This window comes from Streptomyces sp. NPDC059696 (assembly GCF_042733745.1).
Lineage (GTDB): Bacteria > Actinomycetota > Actinomycetes > Streptomycetales > Streptomycetaceae > Streptomyces.
On record NZ_JBHWFG010000008.1, the window covers coordinates 249,668 to 264,598 of the forward strand.

Consider the following 14,931-nt stretch of genomic DNA (forward strand, 5'->3'; position numbering starts at 1 on the left):
CATGACCAGGATCCCGCACGTGTCGTCCGGTGAGCCGAATCCCCTGCAAGCCCTCAGCCTCGACCGTCTCCGGCAGCGCACGAGCATGAAGTGGCGCACGTATCCCGAGGACGTGCTGCCGCTGTGGGTGGCGGAGATGGACGTGCCGCTCGCGGAGCCCGTGGTGCGCGCCGTCACCGACGCCCTCGGCCTCGGCGACACCGGCTACCCGGCCGGTACCGGATACGCGCAGGCCCTGGCCGCCTTCGCGGCGAAGCGGTGGCGTTGGGACGGGCTCGCCGTGGAGCGCACCGCGATCGTGCCCGACGTCATGCTGGGTGTCGTCGAGATGCTCAAACTGGTCACCGGACCCGGCGACACGGTGGTCGTGAACTCGCCCGTGTACCCGCCCTTCTACCTGTTCGTCGAGCACATGGACCGGCGGGTGGCCGAGGCCCCGCTCGGGACGGACGGGCGGATCGACCTCACGGTGCTGGAGTCCGTCCTCCGGCACGCCGTGGCGGAGGGGCGGCGCGCCGCCTATCTGCTGTGCAACCCCCACAACCCGACCGGCACCGTGCACACGGCCGAGGAACTGTCCGCCGTCGCCGGGCTCGCCGAGCGGTACGGCGTCCGCGTCGTCGCCGACGAGATCCACGCCCCTCTCGTGCTCGGCGACGCCGACTTCGTGCCGTACCTGAGCGTGCCGGGCGCCGAGCGCGGTCTGTCCCTGATGTCGGCCTCGAAGGGCTGGAACCTGCCCGGGCTGAAGGCCGCTCTGGCGATCGCCGGGCCTGGCGCCGGCGCCGACCTGGACCGGATGCCCGAGGAGGTGGGGCACGGCCCCAGCCACGTCGCCGTCCTCGCGCACACCGCCGCCCTGCGGGACGGTCTCACCTGGCTGGACGCCCTGCTGGCCGGACTCGACACCAACCGCCGGCTGCTCGCGGACCTGCTGGCCGAGCACCTGCCCGCGATCCGCTACCGGCCGGGCGACGCCACCTACCTGGCCTGGCTCGACTGCCGCGCCCTCGGACTCGGCGACGATCCGGCGGACGTCTTCCTGGAGCGCGGCCGGGTCGCCCTCAGCTCCGGTCTCCCCTTCGGCACGGGCGGCGCCGGCCACGCCCGCCTCAACCTGGGGACCTCGCGGGAAGTGCTCGAAGAGGCCGTGCGCAGAATGGCGGCGGCGCTGCGCTGAACCCGGCCGTACGCTCGTACACTGCCCGTCATGGACGACAGGACTCCGGACCTACTCGGCGCGGGAAAGTACCTGCTGATCACCAGTTACCGCAGGAACGGCACCCCGGTCGCCACCCCCGTCTGGGTGGTGCGCGACGGTGCGGCGCTCGGCGTGTGGACGTCCGCCGACTCCTGGAAGGTGAAGCGGATCCGCAACCGCGCCGACGTGCTGGTCGGTCCCTGCGACCTGCGCGGCAACCCGACCGGCGACCAGGTGCCCGGCACGGCGGAGATCTGCGACCCGGCCACCACCGCCCGCTACCGCCGGCTCATCGCCCGCAAATACGGCCTGATGGGCCGGCTGACCCTGCTCGGCAGCCGGTTGCGCCGGGGCGTCGACGGCACCGTGGGCATCCGCATCACCCTCTGACGGCCGGCCGGCGCGCGCTCGCACCACACGTGCCCGGTGAGAAGCCGTCCGGGGGCGTCAGCTCCAGGCCCGGTACGGCTCGTCCAGGAGTTGGAAGACCGGCTCGCCGCGCACCGGGTCCTTGGCGGTGGACAGCCGGACCCGGTCCCCGCTGTGGATGCCGATCGGCGGGCCCATCACCCGGCCGCGCACCACGAAGCCCTCGGCCATCTCGATCATGGAGACGTTGCGCGCCGCGGGGGTGTTGCGGTGCACCACGGTGGAGTGGCGCACCGTCCCCGTGCCCTCGGCGCGCTCCGTGCGCAGCTCGCTGCCCCGGCAGACCGGACACAGCAGCCGGTGGTACATGGCGGTGCCGCACCAGGTGCAGCGCTGATAGAGGATGGCCTCCGAGCCCTGGCCCCTCGGGTCGAGCAGACCCGTGGCGGAGCCGGCTGCCTGCTGAGTGACGCTTCCTGAGTGGTACACGTGGGTCAACTCCCTGCACTCGGCCGGAATCCGCGCACGCGATCACTCGCGCACACGGGTGCGCGGCTCGCCGTGCCACCGTGCACGCAGCACAGAGTATGGCACTGAGTGCCACTCGTAAAGGCACTCCGTTCCCTCAATCTGCGGGGCCTCGGTCCCGCCCCAGGGTCGTCTCGATCTCCTGCACCACCCGCCACAGCGGTGCCCCGCGCCGCGACACCACGACCACCACGTCCTCCGGCTGCTCCACGGCCGGCGGCACCGGAACCCCGCCGAACGCCGACTGCACGTACGCCAGCGCGTGGTCGACCGCGGCGCTCGCCTCGCCCTCCCCGTCCGAACGCAGCCACGAGCGCAGCGCGTTGTTGTGCGCCGCGACCACCGCCGCCGCGATCACGTCGGCCTGAAGGGTGCCGTCCCGGCGGGCTCTGAAGCGCCGGCGCAGATACGCGGCGAGGGCCCGCTCGTAGCGCCAGACGACCGACAGCTCGTAGGCCCGCAGCCCCGGCACCTGTTTGGTGAGGCGGTAGCGCTGCACGGAGAACGTCGGGTTCTCGGCGTACATGCGCAACACCAGCCGGGCGGCGTCGCAGACCCGTCGCACGGGTTCGTCGTCGTCGGAGCCGTCCGCCAGGAAGGCCGTCATGTCGGACAGGCAGCGCTCGTGATCCGGGAAGACCACGTCCTCCTTGGAGGGGAAGTAGCGGAAGAACGAGCGCCGCCCGACCCCGGCGAGCGCCACGATGTCGTCGACGGTGGTCTGTTCGTACCCCCGCTCCAGGAACAGCTGGAAGGCCGCCGCCACCAAGGCGTCCCGCATGGGCGGTTTCCCGGTGCCGGCCTCGGCTTTCTCGGAGCTCATGAGCGCGAACGTAGCACCTGGCGTGTGTTCATGGCACTCGGTGCACTTTTCGGGGGGTACTGAGTGCTCTGTCGTGCGGTCCCGGGCCGGTGTCTGAACCCCCTGGGCCGCGGGCGCGTATCCCATGCCGCGGCAGGAAACGTTCGCCCTGTCGTGGCACCAGCGTCAGGACGATCCCCGAAGACGGGCGCCCCCGGGCCCGGACGAAGGAGAACAGCGTGTCGACACCGTCCGAGCCACGGCCGCCGCAGGACGGCCCGGTCCTCGAACCCATCCGCGTCCTGCGGCCCCGCCGCACCGACGCACTCGCGGAACTGATGCGGGAGTTCCAGCAGGAGACCGGCCGGGAACCCGACGGCTACGAGCCCGTCCCGCTGCCGGCACAAGGGCCCGGCCCCGAGGCGCCCCGCCACCGGCCCGGCCCCGAGGCGCCCCGCCACCGGCCCGGCCCCGAGGCGCCCCGCCACAGGTCCGGCTCCGAGGCGGCCCGGGAGAGGCCCGGCTGGGAGGCGGACCGTTCTGAGGTGGCCGGGTCGGAGGCCCTGACGCAGGAACTCCCGCCCGTCGGCCGCGAGAACCGCAGGCGCACGGACGCGGTGCCCCCGGGAGCCGGGCTGCGCCGCGCCGCCGTCGCGGTGGCCGTCCTCGCGGCCGCGGTGCTCGGCTTCGGCGGCGCGCTCCTGCTCCGCGGTGAACCCGGCGACGACAGCGCGGCACCCGCGCCCGCCGCCCCACCCCGTTCCTCCGCCTCGGCCCCCGACCCCACGCCCACCCCGTCCCGCCCGCCCGGCACCGCGGCGCCGGTGGGCCCTGAGGACCCCGACGGCGCCGGCACCCTGCGCGAAGGGGCGTCCGGCCCGGAGGTGACCGAGCTGCAGCAACGCCTGCTGCGCGTCCCGGACGTCTACCGGGACGGTTCCACCAGCGGCCACTACGACCCGACCCTCACCGCGGCGGTCGCCCGCTTCCAGCTCTGGTACGGCATCCGCGGCGACGAGACCGGCGTCTACGGCGACGACACCCGGGCCGCCCTGGAGTCCCGCACCCCGGCGGGCACGACCTGATGTGTGACCATGGCCCGCATGGACGAGTTCATCGACCGGCTGAACCCCGAGATGTACGTGGTCACCGCCACCGCGGGCGGTGAACGGGCGGGCTGTCTGGTCGGGTTCGCCTCGCAGTGCTCGCTGCGGCCCGTGCGGTTCGTGGTGTGGCTGTCCGAGCTCAACCACACGTTCCGGGTGGCCCGGGACGCCGACGTCCTGGCCGTGCACCTGCTCGGCCGCGAACAGCACGCCCTGGCCGAGCTGTTCGGCGGGCACACCGGTGACCGGACCGACAAGTTCGGGGACGTCCGCCTGCGGGAGGCGTACGGCGGAGCTCTCGTCCTGCGGGACGCGCCGGCCTGGTTCGTCGGCCGGATCGTGACGCGCACCGGCGGCGGCGACCACATCGGCTTCGTCCTCGACCCGGTCGAGTGGGGCGGCGACGAGAACTACGACGGGCAACTGCTGCGCCTGTCCGACGCCCTCACCATCGACCCCGGTCACCCGGTCGACTGACAGGGCTTCCCGTATCTCGAACGCCGGGCAACGAACGGGAAAAGCAGCGGGACGACGGGGCGGTGCGGCGTCACCCTGGGCCCGGGCGCGGTACGCAGCGCCCGAACCGCCGCGAACCGAAGGCCCCGCCCATGAACGGCTCCCGCATCCCCGGCCTGGTGCTGCCCGTCCTGTTCCTGCTGGCCCTGCTGGTGGGCCTGTGGTGGTACTGGCGCCACCGCGGGGACCTGTGAAGCGGCGCGAGCCGGGGGAGTCCCGGCGGATCCGGGCGGAGGGAGCGGCCCGTCAGCGGTCCTCCACCCCGGGGACCCGGACGTCCACCACGCACACGTCGTCGCGGCGCACGTCCGGCAGCATCCGGGCCAGCAACGGTCCCAGCGACGCGGGCCCGTCGCCGTGCGGGGCGGCCACCTCCTCGGCGAACTCCTCCAGGCCCCGGTCGATGCTGTGCGGGGGGTGCTCGACCAGGCCGTCCGTGTACAGGATGAGCCGGTCGCCCGGATGCAGACGGCACTCGGCCTCCTGGTAGACCGGCGTGGCCGACGCCCCGAGCAGCATGCCGCCCGGGCGGCGCAGGTACCGGGCCTCGCCGTCCCGCAGCAGCAACGGCGGGGGATGCCCCGCCTGCGCCCAGACCAGGCGCCGGCGACGGGGGTCGTAGCGGGCCAGCACCATCGTGGCCGTCGTGTGGGAGTCGCGCGAGTGCAGCAGCAGCGTGTTCAGCCGGGCGAGCGCACCGGTCAGCGACGAGCCCGTGATGACCATGCCCTTCGCGGTGAACCGGAGCTGGGCCATCGTGGCCACGGCGTCGACCCCGTGCCCGGCGACGTCGCCCACCACCAGCAGCGCGCTCCCGTCGGGCAGTTCGATGGCGCTGAACCAGTCACCGCCCACATGCACACCCGACTGGGCCGGCAGATAGGCGACCTCGACCCGCAGCCCGGCCAGGTGCACGGGACGGTTGGACATCGGCAGCAGCGCGTGCTGGAGCCGGGAGGCCAGGGTCCGCTCGGCCTGGAGCACGTCGTGCTGCGACAGGATCGCCCGCTCGCTCTCGACCAGGGCGAGCTCCGCCCGGCGCCGGGCGGTCATGTCCTGGACGAAGCCGTGCACCTCCACCGGTGTGCCGTGCCGGTCGGGCACCGCCTCGGCCGCCAGCCGCAGATGCCGGATGCCGCCGCTCGTCCGGACCCGGAACGGCACGTCGAACGGACGCCCCGCGTGCACGAGTTCACCGATGGCGCGCGTCAGGGCCGGTGTGTCCTCGGGCAGCGCGAGCCCCGGCACCTCGGGCAGCCGCAGCGGGCCGTCGCCGGGATCGAGGCCGAAGAGGGAGAAGACCTGCGTCGACCAGGACGCCTCCTGCCGGGCCAGGTTCCAGCTCGCCCAGCCGAGATTGCCCAGCCGCTGCAGATCCGCCAGCCGCTGCTCCTGCCGGTCGGAGGAGCCGTGCCGGATCCACGAGACGACGAGGGTGTCGCCCAGCGGTGCCACGCGGGCCGTGTACACGGACAGTTCGGCGATGCCCGCCACGACCTCCTCGTGGGCGAACGGCTCACCCTCGTACACCGTCCCGGTGGCCAGCACTCGCAGACAGCCCTGCCACAGCGGCTCGGTGGCCAGGGCCGGGCGCAGCTCCAGCAGCCGCCGCCCGGCCGTTTCCTCACCGCTGCGGCCCAGCAGATCACCCACCTGGGCGGTCGCGGCCTCCACCCGAAAGTCCTCGGTCTCACCCGACGCTGCCCGCAGCGGGGTGAGGAGCATCGCCGCGACCGGCAGCGCCTCGAACAGCGCCTGCACCGCGTCCGTGGCGGCGTCGGCGTCGCGCTCGGGCGGAGTGTCGAAGGCCCGCAGCCGGCCGGCACACAGCCCGGTGACGCCCTGCAGGTGGGCACGGTCGCGCGGGGTGAACGCCCCGGCCCGCCCGCGCAGCACGCCGATGCAGACGTCGGCGGAGCCCGCGGCGGGCACCGGCAGCCAGGCGCGCGAACGCCACCGGTCGGGAGGGTCGCCGATGAGGAGGTAGCGCCGGTCGTCCGCCGGGAAGTCCTCCAGCCAGCGCGGCTCGCCCGCGCGCAGCGCGTCCAGCGCTGCCACTCCGCTCAGCGGCGGTACCTGGCCCCACTGGGCCGCCAGCTTGTCGTCGATCCCCGCGTGCCCGATCAGCTCCAGGCCGCCGTCGGGCCTGCGGGCGTAGATCAGGACGGCGTCCGCGGCCATGTCGGGGCCGAGATGGTCCAGCAGACACCCGGCGAGGTCGTGCGGGGTCATCACCCGAACGAGGGCCCGGCCGAGGCGGGCCAGGGCGGCGGTGACGTCGTCCGGCACGGCCGAGGGCTCCAGGGCTCCTGTCCGGCCGGCAGCCTCGGCGTCGCCGGACTCGCTTGCGGTGTCCGGGCCGGACGACATCGGCGCGAGCGTGCCGAGGGTGATCCAGCACTCCTCCAGGAGGGTGTGCCGGCCGGCCTCGGCCCGCCGGCGCAGCTGTTCGCCCGCCGCGTCGGCGGAACAGCCGGTCAGCGCCATGACCGCGCCCTTGGCCCGTTCGACGACAGCGGAGGTGGCCGCCTGGTCGCGCAGCCGGTCCAGCTCGGCGCGCTGCCGGGCGACGACCTTGGCCAGTTCGACCAGGTCCGGTGCGGCACCGGGCTGCGCCGGTGTCACGGGCTCGCTCGTCACGCGTCGAGCATTGCACACCTGGCCCGGTTCGCAGACCGACTTGTGGGCTTGGGTTGCTCCCCCTTCCCCGAGGTCCCTCCGGTCCCGTCCGCCTCACGGGAAACCGCTCATCGTCCGTCGCGCGGATACAGCCACAGCCGGAACAACCGGCTGAGCCGCGGCATGACCAGATAGGTGAGCAGCGGCAGTAGCACCAGCGGGAAGACGGCCGCCCGCAGTGGCAGCGGCCAGCCGGTGGTGTGGGGTGTCACCAGCCACTGGATGAGCAGGGTGAAGGGGTAGGCGCCGAGGAAGGTGGTGAGGACCATCTTCCAGCGGGGCGGGGCCTGCACGGTGGTGCCGGGCAGGCTGAACCAGGTTTCCATCCCGGTCGTCGACTGGCGCCGGCTGCTGACCTCGGTCGCGACGTCCTGGATCTGACGGTGCCAGTGCGCCCGCTCCTCCGACTCCAGCCAGGCGGCGAGCCGGTGCTGATCGGACCAGCGCAGCACCGCGTGGTAGCGGTGGCCGTCCTCGGGTGTCAGCCAGGAGACGCCCTCGTTGCCGGGGAACTCTCGCGCGCAGCGGGTGATGCCGCGCGTCCACTCCTCGAACCGCCGCTCCCGGCCCGGGCGCACCTGCCAGGTGAGAACCGTGGTCACCGGCTCGCCGCGCCGGCCTGTCGTGGTGCTCATTCCCCCACGTGTGCCACGCCCGGCGCCGGTCATGCCCGGCGGCTCACAGCCGGTGGCTCACGACTGGTGGCTCACGACTGGTGGCTCACGACTGGTGGCTCACGGCTGGCGGTTCGCCTCGACCAGGGCCTGGGTGACCGCCCGGACGCTGCGGGCGATGTGCTGGAGCTGCATGACCTCGGCCGCGTACAGCTTGATCGCGTGCTCGATGGCTCCCTCGTGCAGGCCCAGCCCGGGCAGGTCGGCGCGGGCGGTCTGCAGGGCGGTGCGGGCGACCCGGATCTCGTTCTGGACCTGGAGGTGGGCGTGCCGTGCGAGAAGGACGGGGTGGCGGACGAACGCCGGGTATCCGGCGTAGCGCGTGGGCACCAGCTCACGCAGCCACTTGGCCGCCGAGCGCTCCCAGTCGTAGCTCCCGGGGGTCTTGACCTGGCAGGGCCAGTCCGGGCTGATGCGCGTGGTCGTCAGGGGCATGATCATCGCTTCCGGGTGTGCGGCGTCGTGTGGGTGGACGACGGGTCGGGGCGGCCCCGGCCTAGGGGATGACCGGGGCCGCCACGGACACCCGGGACCCGGAGTGGGTAGGACCCGGCTCCACGGGTGCGGAACGGATCCGGAACTGCCGGGTCGCGATCCGTGAGCAGTATTTATATATGCCATCCGGTTTGCAAGGAGCATGAAAACATTCATGCGTGCTTTGTTGCGGATGGTCCTCATGTGGGACCCGCCGAACGCCGCTCAGTCCCTGAGGAAGAACTGGTGCTGGTCGGCGACCTGCTCGTACTCCTCCAGACGCGCCTGGGTCCGCTCCGGATCCGCGTCGGTCATGGCCTGCAGCAGCGCGGAGCACATCACACCCGGGGCCGCGTAGGAGTCGAAGACCAGCCGCGAGCCCGTCCCGATGGCGAAGACGACGTCGGCCTCGTCCGCCAGCGGCCCGAGCGCCAGGTCGGTGATCAGGGCGACCTTGAGCCCGGCGCCCCGCGCCACCCGCACCGCCGTCAGGGTCTCCTGTGCGTGCCGCGGCATGGAGAACGCCAGCACCCACGTACCGCCCGCCTCACGCGACTGCAGCAGCGCGTCGTAGGCGACACTGCCGCCCCGCGTCACGAGGCGTACGTCCGGATGGATCCGGCGGGCGGCGTAGGCGAAGTACTCGGCGAGCGAGACGGAGATGCGCAGCCCGAGGACCGTCAGGGGAGCGGACGAGGACAGCTTGCGCCCGACGTCGATGACCAGGGTCGGGTCGGCCAGGTCGCGCCGCAGGTTCTCCAGGTTCTCGATCTCGGCGTCGACCGCCGCCTGCAGTTCGTTGCCCCGCAGCTCCTCGGCCGGCCCGCCCGCGAGGGTGCCCAGCGCGATCGACTGCAGCTTCTCCCGCAGGGCCGGGTAACCGCTGAAGCCGACCGCCGAGGCGAACCGCGTCACCGAGGGCTGGCTGACGCCGACCCGGTCCGCGAGCTCCGTGATCGACAGGAACGCCGCCTCGGTGATGTGCTCGATCAGGTACTGCGCGATACGCCGCTGCCCCGGGGACAGCCGGGGGCGGTCGAACAGCGTCCTGAGCTGGGCGGACGGGGAGACCTCCGCTTCGGGGCCGGCCTTCCCCGAGGTGATCGCGGATGCCTGTGCGCGTGCCTGCTGCGGCGATGGCACCGGTGCGCCTCCTTCGTCTCCCACGGACGTTCAACATAGCTCACCACCCAAGGTGACCAGGGCTTCTCCGGGCGGCATGAGCCGCCCCGCCGGGGGTTACCCGTACGCCCGGCGGGAACCCGCCGCCGCACACCCACCGAGGAAGGAGCCGTTCGCCATGACCGTCCCCGAGGAAAACCGCCCCAAGACCGAGACCACCGACGAACTGCTGGAACAGCACGACGACGAGAACCGCACCCGCCCGCCGGGCGCGACCGGCCGCACGATGCGCGAGGCCCTGGAGGAGGCCGAGGTGCGCCCCGACGACTACGACGACCGCTAGGGACACCACCCCCGCACCCGACCGAACCGACGACGCTTCCGGCAGGAGACACGGCATGAGCGCGCTGAGTGCGCTGGAACAGACCCTGGAGAACCGCTGGGACGCGCTGTGGGCGCGGCTCCTCGACAAGGAACCGGTCGAGGTCTGCGACGCCCTGCGGCGCGAGTGCGACGACAACGCCGTCGTGTGCCGCGAGGGCCGCGTCATGGTCCCCAACGCCTACGACGTGGAGCTCCCCGACGACGTGCACGACCATCTGACCCGCACCGGCACCGACGTGGGACAGGCCCTGACCGACCGCCTCTCCCGCCACGCGGAACGCCGCGGCTACGAGTTCGCCGGCCCGCTGGCCGTCCACGTGGCGAGGTGCCCCGACGTGCCCAACGGCCGCTACCGGGTGGCCAGCAGGGTCATGCAGCACGTCAGCGCGGACGGCTTCTTCCACGCGATGCACTGACGTACCAGCGCCGCGGCTGCTCGGCGGCGGTACAACGTGACCGAGCGCCCGACGGCCTCGACGGGGCGGCTGCCGCCGATCAACCGGCCGGCCGCCCCGTGGCCTTCGCGGCTGCCCTCCGGGCGCGGGGGACCGCCACGAGGGGCACCGCCGGCGTCTGCCCGGCCGGGTGTGGCGTCGGCCCGTGCCGGGGGCGACAGCGACACGGGCCGAGCAACGGCGGGGGCGGTCCGGAGGCCCAACCGTGGACCCGCCCCGGCCGGAGAACGCGCTACCGCCGCACGATCCGCACCGACAGACCGTCCGCTGCAGGAAGGGGCACGGCCCGCAGCGTGCTCGAGTCCAGTTCGACGCGGTCGAACCGGCCGCGCAGCTGCGAGGCCGACAGCACGGGGACGGTCGTCCCCGCGACCGGCGGCCGCCCGGCATCGAGGCGCAGCGACAGCACACTTCCCCGGCCCAGCAGGACCCGCCGGCGCACGGTCAGTGCCGGGCCGTGGCCCTCGCGCAGCAGCAGGTCCAGCGTCGACTCATCCTCCTGGACGTACGATCCGCGCACCCGCAGCACCCGGTCCGCGCGGAGGGTGCCGCCCGTGACACGGACGTCGCCCTCGCCCAGGGCGCGCGGCGACGCGGCCACCAGGGTCCCGGCCTCCAGCGTGGTCCCGCCGCGGTAGCGGTTGTGGCCGGTCAGCGTGAGCGTGCCCGAGCCGCGCTTGGTCAGACCGCCCTCGCCCTCGATGTCGTTGCGCCAGCTGTCGGCCGCGTGGAAGCCCCCGGACGCCGCGTCCAGCGTCACGGTGACGTCCCGCTCGAAGGCTCCGTAACCGTCGGCCGCGGCGAACAGGTTCAGCCGGCCCCACTGCTCGAAGCCGTCCAGCAGGACGTACCCGGAGGGCAGTGCGGTCGTCCGCAGCACCTCACGCCGCTGGTCCGGGCTCAGATACGGCAGCCGCGTCTCCAGCAGCACCTCCGCGCCCTTCGGCACCGTGAGCGGGGACTCGCGGCCGCGGCGGGGAAGGATGTACGTCAGCCTCGGCCGGACCGCACGGGCGTTGGCGTCCCGGTCGGCGTAGGGGTCGGTGCCGGTGTCCGCGGAGTGCGCGTAGGCGTACAGGGAGTCGGGCGTGGTGCCGGTCTTCTCCGTGAGGTAGGACAGGGCCTGTGCGCGGGCCGCTGCCTTGAGGCCGGCGTTCGCCGGGTCCGCGAGGGTCGCGGCGGCCAGGGCGGTGGCCATGATCCGGCCGCCGAGCACGTCGACGGGGGAGTGCATGCCGGCGACGATCCGGGTGTGGGCGAGCTCCAGGGCGCGCGTCACCAGCTCCTGGAAACGCTCCGGCACCGCGTACGCGTAGGCCAGCGACGCCAGGTGCAGGGCATTGGTGTGGCCACTGGGGAAACCGCCGTCCTCGGCCGGCTTGTCGCCGCGCTGGCGCAGCAGCTGCGGGGCGACGACGACCTTCGACTCGTACACCGGGAAACCGAACGCGTCCGTCCGGCCGGTGTCCACGACCTCGCTGTCCTCGTTCATGCGCCACGGGCGGGGGTACTGGTAGGCGAACTTGGCCGGGTTGCCGGAGGCCCAGGTGCCGCGCAGGGTGTCCACGAGCCGTGCCACCTGGCCCAGTTCGGAGTCGTACGAGCCGGCGCCCAGCGCGGAACCGGCCGGGGCGTCGGCGGGCACGGCGTCGTTCACCTTGGCCGGCGGGGTGCCCTCCGGGGCGCCGGTGATCGACGTGACCGCCTTGGCGCCCGACTTGTAGAGCGCGGCCAGCGGTCCGAGGCCGTCGATCATCGAGTAGCTCTGGTGCTGGCGGTCGATGACGAACGCCTGCTTCGCCTCCGCGTCGGTGCGCCCGGCGGTGATCCGCTCGCAGTAGCGCACGTTGGCGCGCAGGACCTCCGGCATGAGCGGGGTGCCGGTGTTCCAGTCGCCGGTCTTCCACATCTCCGCGAAGCCCCCCAGAACCCGGACGACCGCGTTGGTCTCGGGGGTCTGGTTCGTCAGGAGGTTGGTCTTGTAGTCGTCGACGAACGCGGCGGGGGCGGTGGCGGCCTTGGCGTCCGCGGCGCCCAGCCATCCGGCGAAGGCCGGCGCGGCGACCAGCGCGGCCGAGCCGCCCAGGGACGTTCTGAGGAAACCCCTCCGGTTCAGGGTGGGGGAGTGGTGCCCGGCGGATGACGGCATGGATGTGCCTCTCTTCAGTTCTTCGGCGATGTGGCCGGGGAAGTCGTGCGCTCTCGCGTGATGCAAAGGCCGGGCGGTGTCCCCTCGACGAGGAATCAAGGGCGGGGACCCGTCCCGCCGGTGAACGCGTCGCCCCTTCTCACAGGAGCGACCGTGCCAGTGCCACCGCGCCCTCGACCGGTGGCACCTCCAGGCGCCTGGCGCGGGCCGTGGGCACCGTCTCGGCCAGGGCCTCGGTGAAGGCGTCGTACAGACCGGGCTGGGACAGCACCGTTCCGCCCGCGACGACGACGTCGCGGGCGGCGACCCCGCGGGCGGTGAGCCGGTGGACCAGCAGGGCCAGCGCCCCACCGGCCTCGTCGATCACGGTCCGGGCGAGCGCGGAGCCGTCGGCGGCTGCCGCGAAGACGACCGGAGCGTGCCGGCCCCACTCGGCGGAGACATCCGTGGCCGCCTCCAGGGCCGCGCCGAGCGCGGGTACCTCGGGCACGTCGAGCGAGGCGATGAGCCCGAGCGCGAGCGCGTCGGGTGGTTCCCCGCGGTCGTGGGCCGCCCATACGGCCCGTGCCGCCTCACGGACGAGACCGGCGGCGCCGCCCTCGTCGCCGAGGGCCGCGCCCCAGCCACCCACCTGGACGGCGGTGCCGTCGGGCAGCCGCCCCACCGCCACCGAGCCGGTGCCGGCGACCAGGCCGACACCCTTGTCCAGTCCGGCCGCGGGGACGAGGAGCCGGGCGTCGCCCACCACCAGGGCGGGCGCGTCGAGGTGCTCTCGGAGCGCGGCGCGTATCCGCTCGCACTGGCGGGGGGTCTCGCAGGCATGCCCGCCGACGGCGACGGAGGAGGGGCGGGCACCGGCCGGGAGCACGTCGGTGACCAGCGCGGCCAGCCACCGGGCGGCGGCCACCGGATCGTGCGGCCGCCAGCCGGCGCTCGTACGGACGTGGTCGGCCACGGGGGCCCGGCCCGCGAGCGCGCGCAGATGCGTCTTGGTGCCGCCCACGTCGATGCCGACCACGAGGGGCGCGAAGTCCTGCACGGAACCTCTTTCGTCGTTGCGCTGTGCTGCGACGGTGGGCGAACCGTGCCTGGATGAGGGGCGGTCGAAGGACTAGGGAAGCCCCGGGACGGGCTTCTGGCGGAGCACGGCAGGCGAGTACCGTGACCTTCGTTAGGAAGTTAACTAACGAAGTACAGTGCGTCAAGAGAGCAATCCTGATCGCCGCCTCCCGTGGAGACGACCCGAGACGATCCGAGACGATCGATCCGGGAGCGCGGCCCGTCACCCGTTGGGGGAACCGTTGGAACCTGACGTGGCAAGAGCCCCCCGTCTGACCGAGAGCGCCGGCGCGGTGTTCGCCGTCCTGGCCGACGCCGGCCGGGCGACCCGGCCGCAGCTCGCGAGCCTCGCGGGCCTGTCCAAGCCGACGGTGTCCTCGGCCGTCGCGGAACTGGAGGGCGTCCGGCTCGCCTCCCACTCCGGCACCGCCTCCAGCGGCACGGGACGCAACGCGGCCGTCTACCGCCTCGGGCCGGCCGCGGGGGCCGTACTCGCCGTCGACCTCGGCCCCGCCGTCACCCGGGTCCGGGGCTGCGCGCTGGACGGCACGCTGCTCGCCGAGGCCGCCGGATCCCGGGCTGACGCCGCCGACGTCGTGCGCGAGGCGCTCGACGCGCTGCCCGCCGACGCCCCGCTGCGGACCATCGTCGTCGCCGTCGGCGACGTCACCGTGCCGCGCGGGGAGGGCGCCGGTGTGCGTCCGGCGACCGCCAAGGCCGGTCCCGTCTTCGACGCCGTGGCCGTCGCGCTGCCGCCGGGCGTCCCCGTCCACCTCGAGAACAACGTCAACTGCGCCGCCCTCGCCGAACTGCACGAAGGGGCCGCCCGGGGCCGGAACACCTTCGGCTACCTGCGCATCGGCGTCGGTATCGGCCTCGGCATCGTCGTCGGCGGCCAGGTGCTGCGCGGAGCGAACGGCGCCGCGGGTGAGCTGGCCCGGCTGCCCTACCCGTGGGACGACGGGCGGGAACCCCGCCACGAAGCGCTGGAGGAGTACATCGGCGCGCACTCCCTGCTGCGGCGTGCGGCCGAGGCCTGGCCGGACGGCGACGGGCCGTGCCCGGCCACCGCCGAGGAGCTCTTCGCCCTGGCCGGGCAGGGCAGTGCCGCCGCCCGTGCCGTCGTCGACCGCCATGCCGTGGACGTGGGCCGGCTGGCCGCCGCCGTGACCGCCGTGCTGGACCCGGGACTGGTCGTGCTCGGCGGCAGCACCGGCGCGTACCCCCAGCTCCTGCACGGGGTCCGGGCCGAGCTCGCCCGGCTGAGCTGGCCCACCGAAGTCGTCAGCAGCACGGTCGGCGATCTCGGGACCGTCGTGGGGGCCGCCCGACTGGCGGTTTCCCGCGGAGTCCAAACCGTGACCCAGGTCGCGGGGACGAAGGATTGACGGGTTCCGACTCGATCTGCCAATG

15 protein-coding genes are annotated in these 14,931 nt (G+C 73.8%); 7 read left to right on the forward strand and 8 right to left on the reverse strand.

From position 1 onward, the window contains the following. The first annotated feature begins 1 nt into the window (after position 1). Positions 2 to 1,180, forward strand: coding sequence for a MalY/PatB family protein (locus ACFV20_RS11810; protein ID WP_385655260.1), 1,179 nt, complete (start codon positions 2 to 4; stop codon positions 1,178 to 1,180). A 30-nt stretch (positions 1,181 to 1,210) separates the two neighbouring features. Further along, positions 1,211 to 1,591 (forward strand): PPOX class F420-dependent oxidoreductase, encoded by a 381-nt coding sequence (locus ACFV20_RS11815; protein WP_385655262.1) that lies wholly within the window; start codon positions 1,211 to 1,213, stop codon positions 1,589 to 1,591. Positions 1,592 to 1,648: 57 nt separating this feature from the next. Here ACFV20_RS11815 and ACFV20_RS11820 read toward each other — a convergent pair whose 3' ends face one another. Both ACFV20_RS11820 and ACFV20_RS11825 read right to left on the reverse strand, forming a co-directional pair. Then, positions 1,649 to 2,059 (reverse strand): Zn-ribbon domain-containing OB-fold protein, encoded by a 411-nt coding sequence (locus tag ACFV20_RS11820; RefSeq protein ID WP_234850110.1) that lies wholly within the window; start codon positions 2,057 to 2,059, stop codon positions 1,649 to 1,651. A gap of 136 nt (positions 2,060 to 2,195) precedes the next feature. Then, positions 2,196 to 2,879 carry a TetR family transcriptional regulator gene (locus ACFV20_RS11825; protein WP_385655321.1) on the reverse strand — a complete coding sequence of 228 codons (684 nt, stop codon included), beginning with the start codon at positions 2,877 to 2,879 and terminating at the stop codon, positions 2,196 to 2,198. A gap of 260 nt (positions 2,880 to 3,139) precedes the next feature. On the opposite strand from ACFV20_RS11825, the gene ACFV20_RS11830 reads away from it, so the two are divergent. After that, on the forward strand, positions 3,140 to 3,985 hold the full coding sequence (locus ACFV20_RS11830) for a peptidoglycan-binding protein (protein WP_385655264.1): 846 nt from the start codon (positions 3,140 to 3,142) through the stop codon (positions 3,983 to 3,985). Between the two features lie 9 nt (positions 3,986 to 3,994). Next, the gene (locus tag ACFV20_RS11835) at positions 3,995 to 4,483 is read left to right on the forward strand and encodes a flavin reductase family protein (protein WP_385655266.1); all 489 of its coding nucleotides are present in this window, start codon (positions 3,995 to 3,997) and stop codon (positions 4,481 to 4,483) included. 285 nt (positions 4,484 to 4,768) lie between these two features. On the opposite strand, the gene ACFV20_RS11840 is transcribed toward ACFV20_RS11835, so the two are convergent. The 4 genes from ACFV20_RS11840 to ACFV20_RS11855 form a co-directional block, all read right to left on the reverse strand. Further along, positions 4,769 to 7,162 (reverse strand): SpoIIE family protein phosphatase, encoded by a 2,394-nt coding sequence (locus ACFV20_RS11840; RefSeq protein WP_385655268.1) that lies wholly within the window; start codon positions 7,160 to 7,162, stop codon positions 4,769 to 4,771. Between the two features lie 107 nt (positions 7,163 to 7,269). Then, positions 7,270 to 7,836 carry an antibiotic biosynthesis monooxygenase gene (locus tag ACFV20_RS11845; RefSeq protein WP_385655269.1) on the reverse strand — a complete coding sequence of 189 codons (567 nt, stop codon included), beginning with the start codon at positions 7,834 to 7,836 and terminating at the stop codon, positions 7,270 to 7,272. 99 nt (positions 7,837 to 7,935) lie between these two features. Then, positions 7,936 to 8,316 carry a hypothetical protein gene (locus ACFV20_RS11850; protein ID WP_385655271.1) on the reverse strand — a complete coding sequence of 127 codons (381 nt, stop codon included), beginning with the start codon at positions 8,314 to 8,316 and terminating at the stop codon, positions 7,936 to 7,938. A gap of 258 nt (positions 8,317 to 8,574) precedes the next feature. Next, complete coding sequence (locus ACFV20_RS11855; RefSeq protein ID WP_385655273.1) at positions 8,575 to 9,492, reverse strand: MurR/RpiR family transcriptional regulator; 918 nt, start codon at positions 9,490 to 9,492, stop codon at positions 8,575 to 8,577. A gap of 157 nt (positions 9,493 to 9,649) precedes the next feature. On the opposite strand from ACFV20_RS11855, the gene ACFV20_RS11860 reads away from it, so the two are divergent. Together ACFV20_RS11860 and ACFV20_RS11865 are read left to right on the forward strand one after the other, a co-directional pair. Continuing rightward, the gene (locus tag ACFV20_RS11860) at positions 9,650 to 9,814 is read left to right on the forward strand and encodes a hypothetical protein (RefSeq protein WP_385655275.1); all 165 of its coding nucleotides are present in this window, start codon (positions 9,650 to 9,652) and stop codon (positions 9,812 to 9,814) included. 55 nt (positions 9,815 to 9,869) lie between these two features. After that, positions 9,870 to 10,271, forward strand: a complete 402-nt coding sequence (locus ACFV20_RS11865; RefSeq protein WP_385655277.1) for a DUF3662 domain-containing protein — start codon at positions 9,870 to 9,872, stop codon at positions 10,269 to 10,271. A gap of 271 nt (positions 10,272 to 10,542) precedes the next feature. Here the strand turns inward: ACFV20_RS11865 and ACFV20_RS11870 are convergent, their stop codons facing one another. Together ACFV20_RS11870 and ACFV20_RS11875 are read right to left on the reverse strand one after the other, a co-directional pair. Next, entirely contained in the window at positions 10,543 to 12,459 is a 1,917-nt protein-coding gene (locus ACFV20_RS11870; protein ID WP_385655278.1) for a phosphatase PAP2 family protein, read from the reverse strand. A gap of 139 nt (positions 12,460 to 12,598) precedes the next feature. Continuing rightward, entirely contained in the window at positions 12,599 to 13,498 is a 900-nt protein-coding gene (locus ACFV20_RS11875) for an N-acetylglucosamine kinase (protein ID WP_385655280.1), read from the reverse strand. Between the two features lie 274 nt (positions 13,499 to 13,772). On the opposite strand from ACFV20_RS11875, the gene ACFV20_RS11880 reads away from it, so the two are divergent. Then, positions 13,773 to 14,906, forward strand: a complete 1,134-nt coding sequence (locus tag ACFV20_RS11880; RefSeq protein WP_385655282.1) for an ROK family protein — start codon at positions 13,773 to 13,775, stop codon at positions 14,904 to 14,906. Positions 14,907 to 14,931 lie beyond the last annotated feature (25 nt).

Coding starts and splice junctions, on each gene's coding strand:
- ACFV20_RS11860 (WP_385655275.1), top strand. CDS start 9,650: ATGACCGTCCCCGAGGAAAACCGCCCCAAGACCGAGACCACCGACGAA.
- ACFV20_RS11835 (WP_385655266.1), top strand. CDS start 3,995: ATGGCCCGCATGGACGAGTTCATCGACCGGCTGAACCCCGAGATGTAC.
- ACFV20_RS11810 (WP_385655260.1), top strand. CDS start 2: ATGACCAGGATCCCGCACGTGTCGTCCGGTGAGCCGAATCCCCTGCAA.
- ACFV20_RS11825 (WP_385655321.1), bottom strand. CDS start 2,879: ATGCGGGACGCCTTGGTGGCGGCGGCCTTCCAGCTGTTCCTGGAGCGG.
- ACFV20_RS11815 (WP_385655262.1), top strand. CDS start 1,211: ATGGACGACAGGACTCCGGACCTACTCGGCGCGGGAAAGTACCTGCTG.
- ACFV20_RS11845 (WP_385655269.1), bottom strand. CDS start 7,836: ATGAGCACCACGACAGGCCGGCGCGGCGAGCCGGTGACCACGGTTCTC.
- ACFV20_RS11870 (WP_385655278.1), bottom strand. CDS start 12,459: ATGCCGTCATCCGCCGGGCACCACTCCCCCACCCTGAACCGGAGGGGT.
- ACFV20_RS11850 (WP_385655271.1), bottom strand. CDS start 8,316: ATGATCATGCCCCTGACGACCACGCGCATCAGCCCGGACTGGCCCTGC.
- ACFV20_RS11865 (WP_385655277.1), top strand. CDS start 9,870: ATGAGCGCGCTGAGTGCGCTGGAACAGACCCTGGAGAACCGCTGGGAC.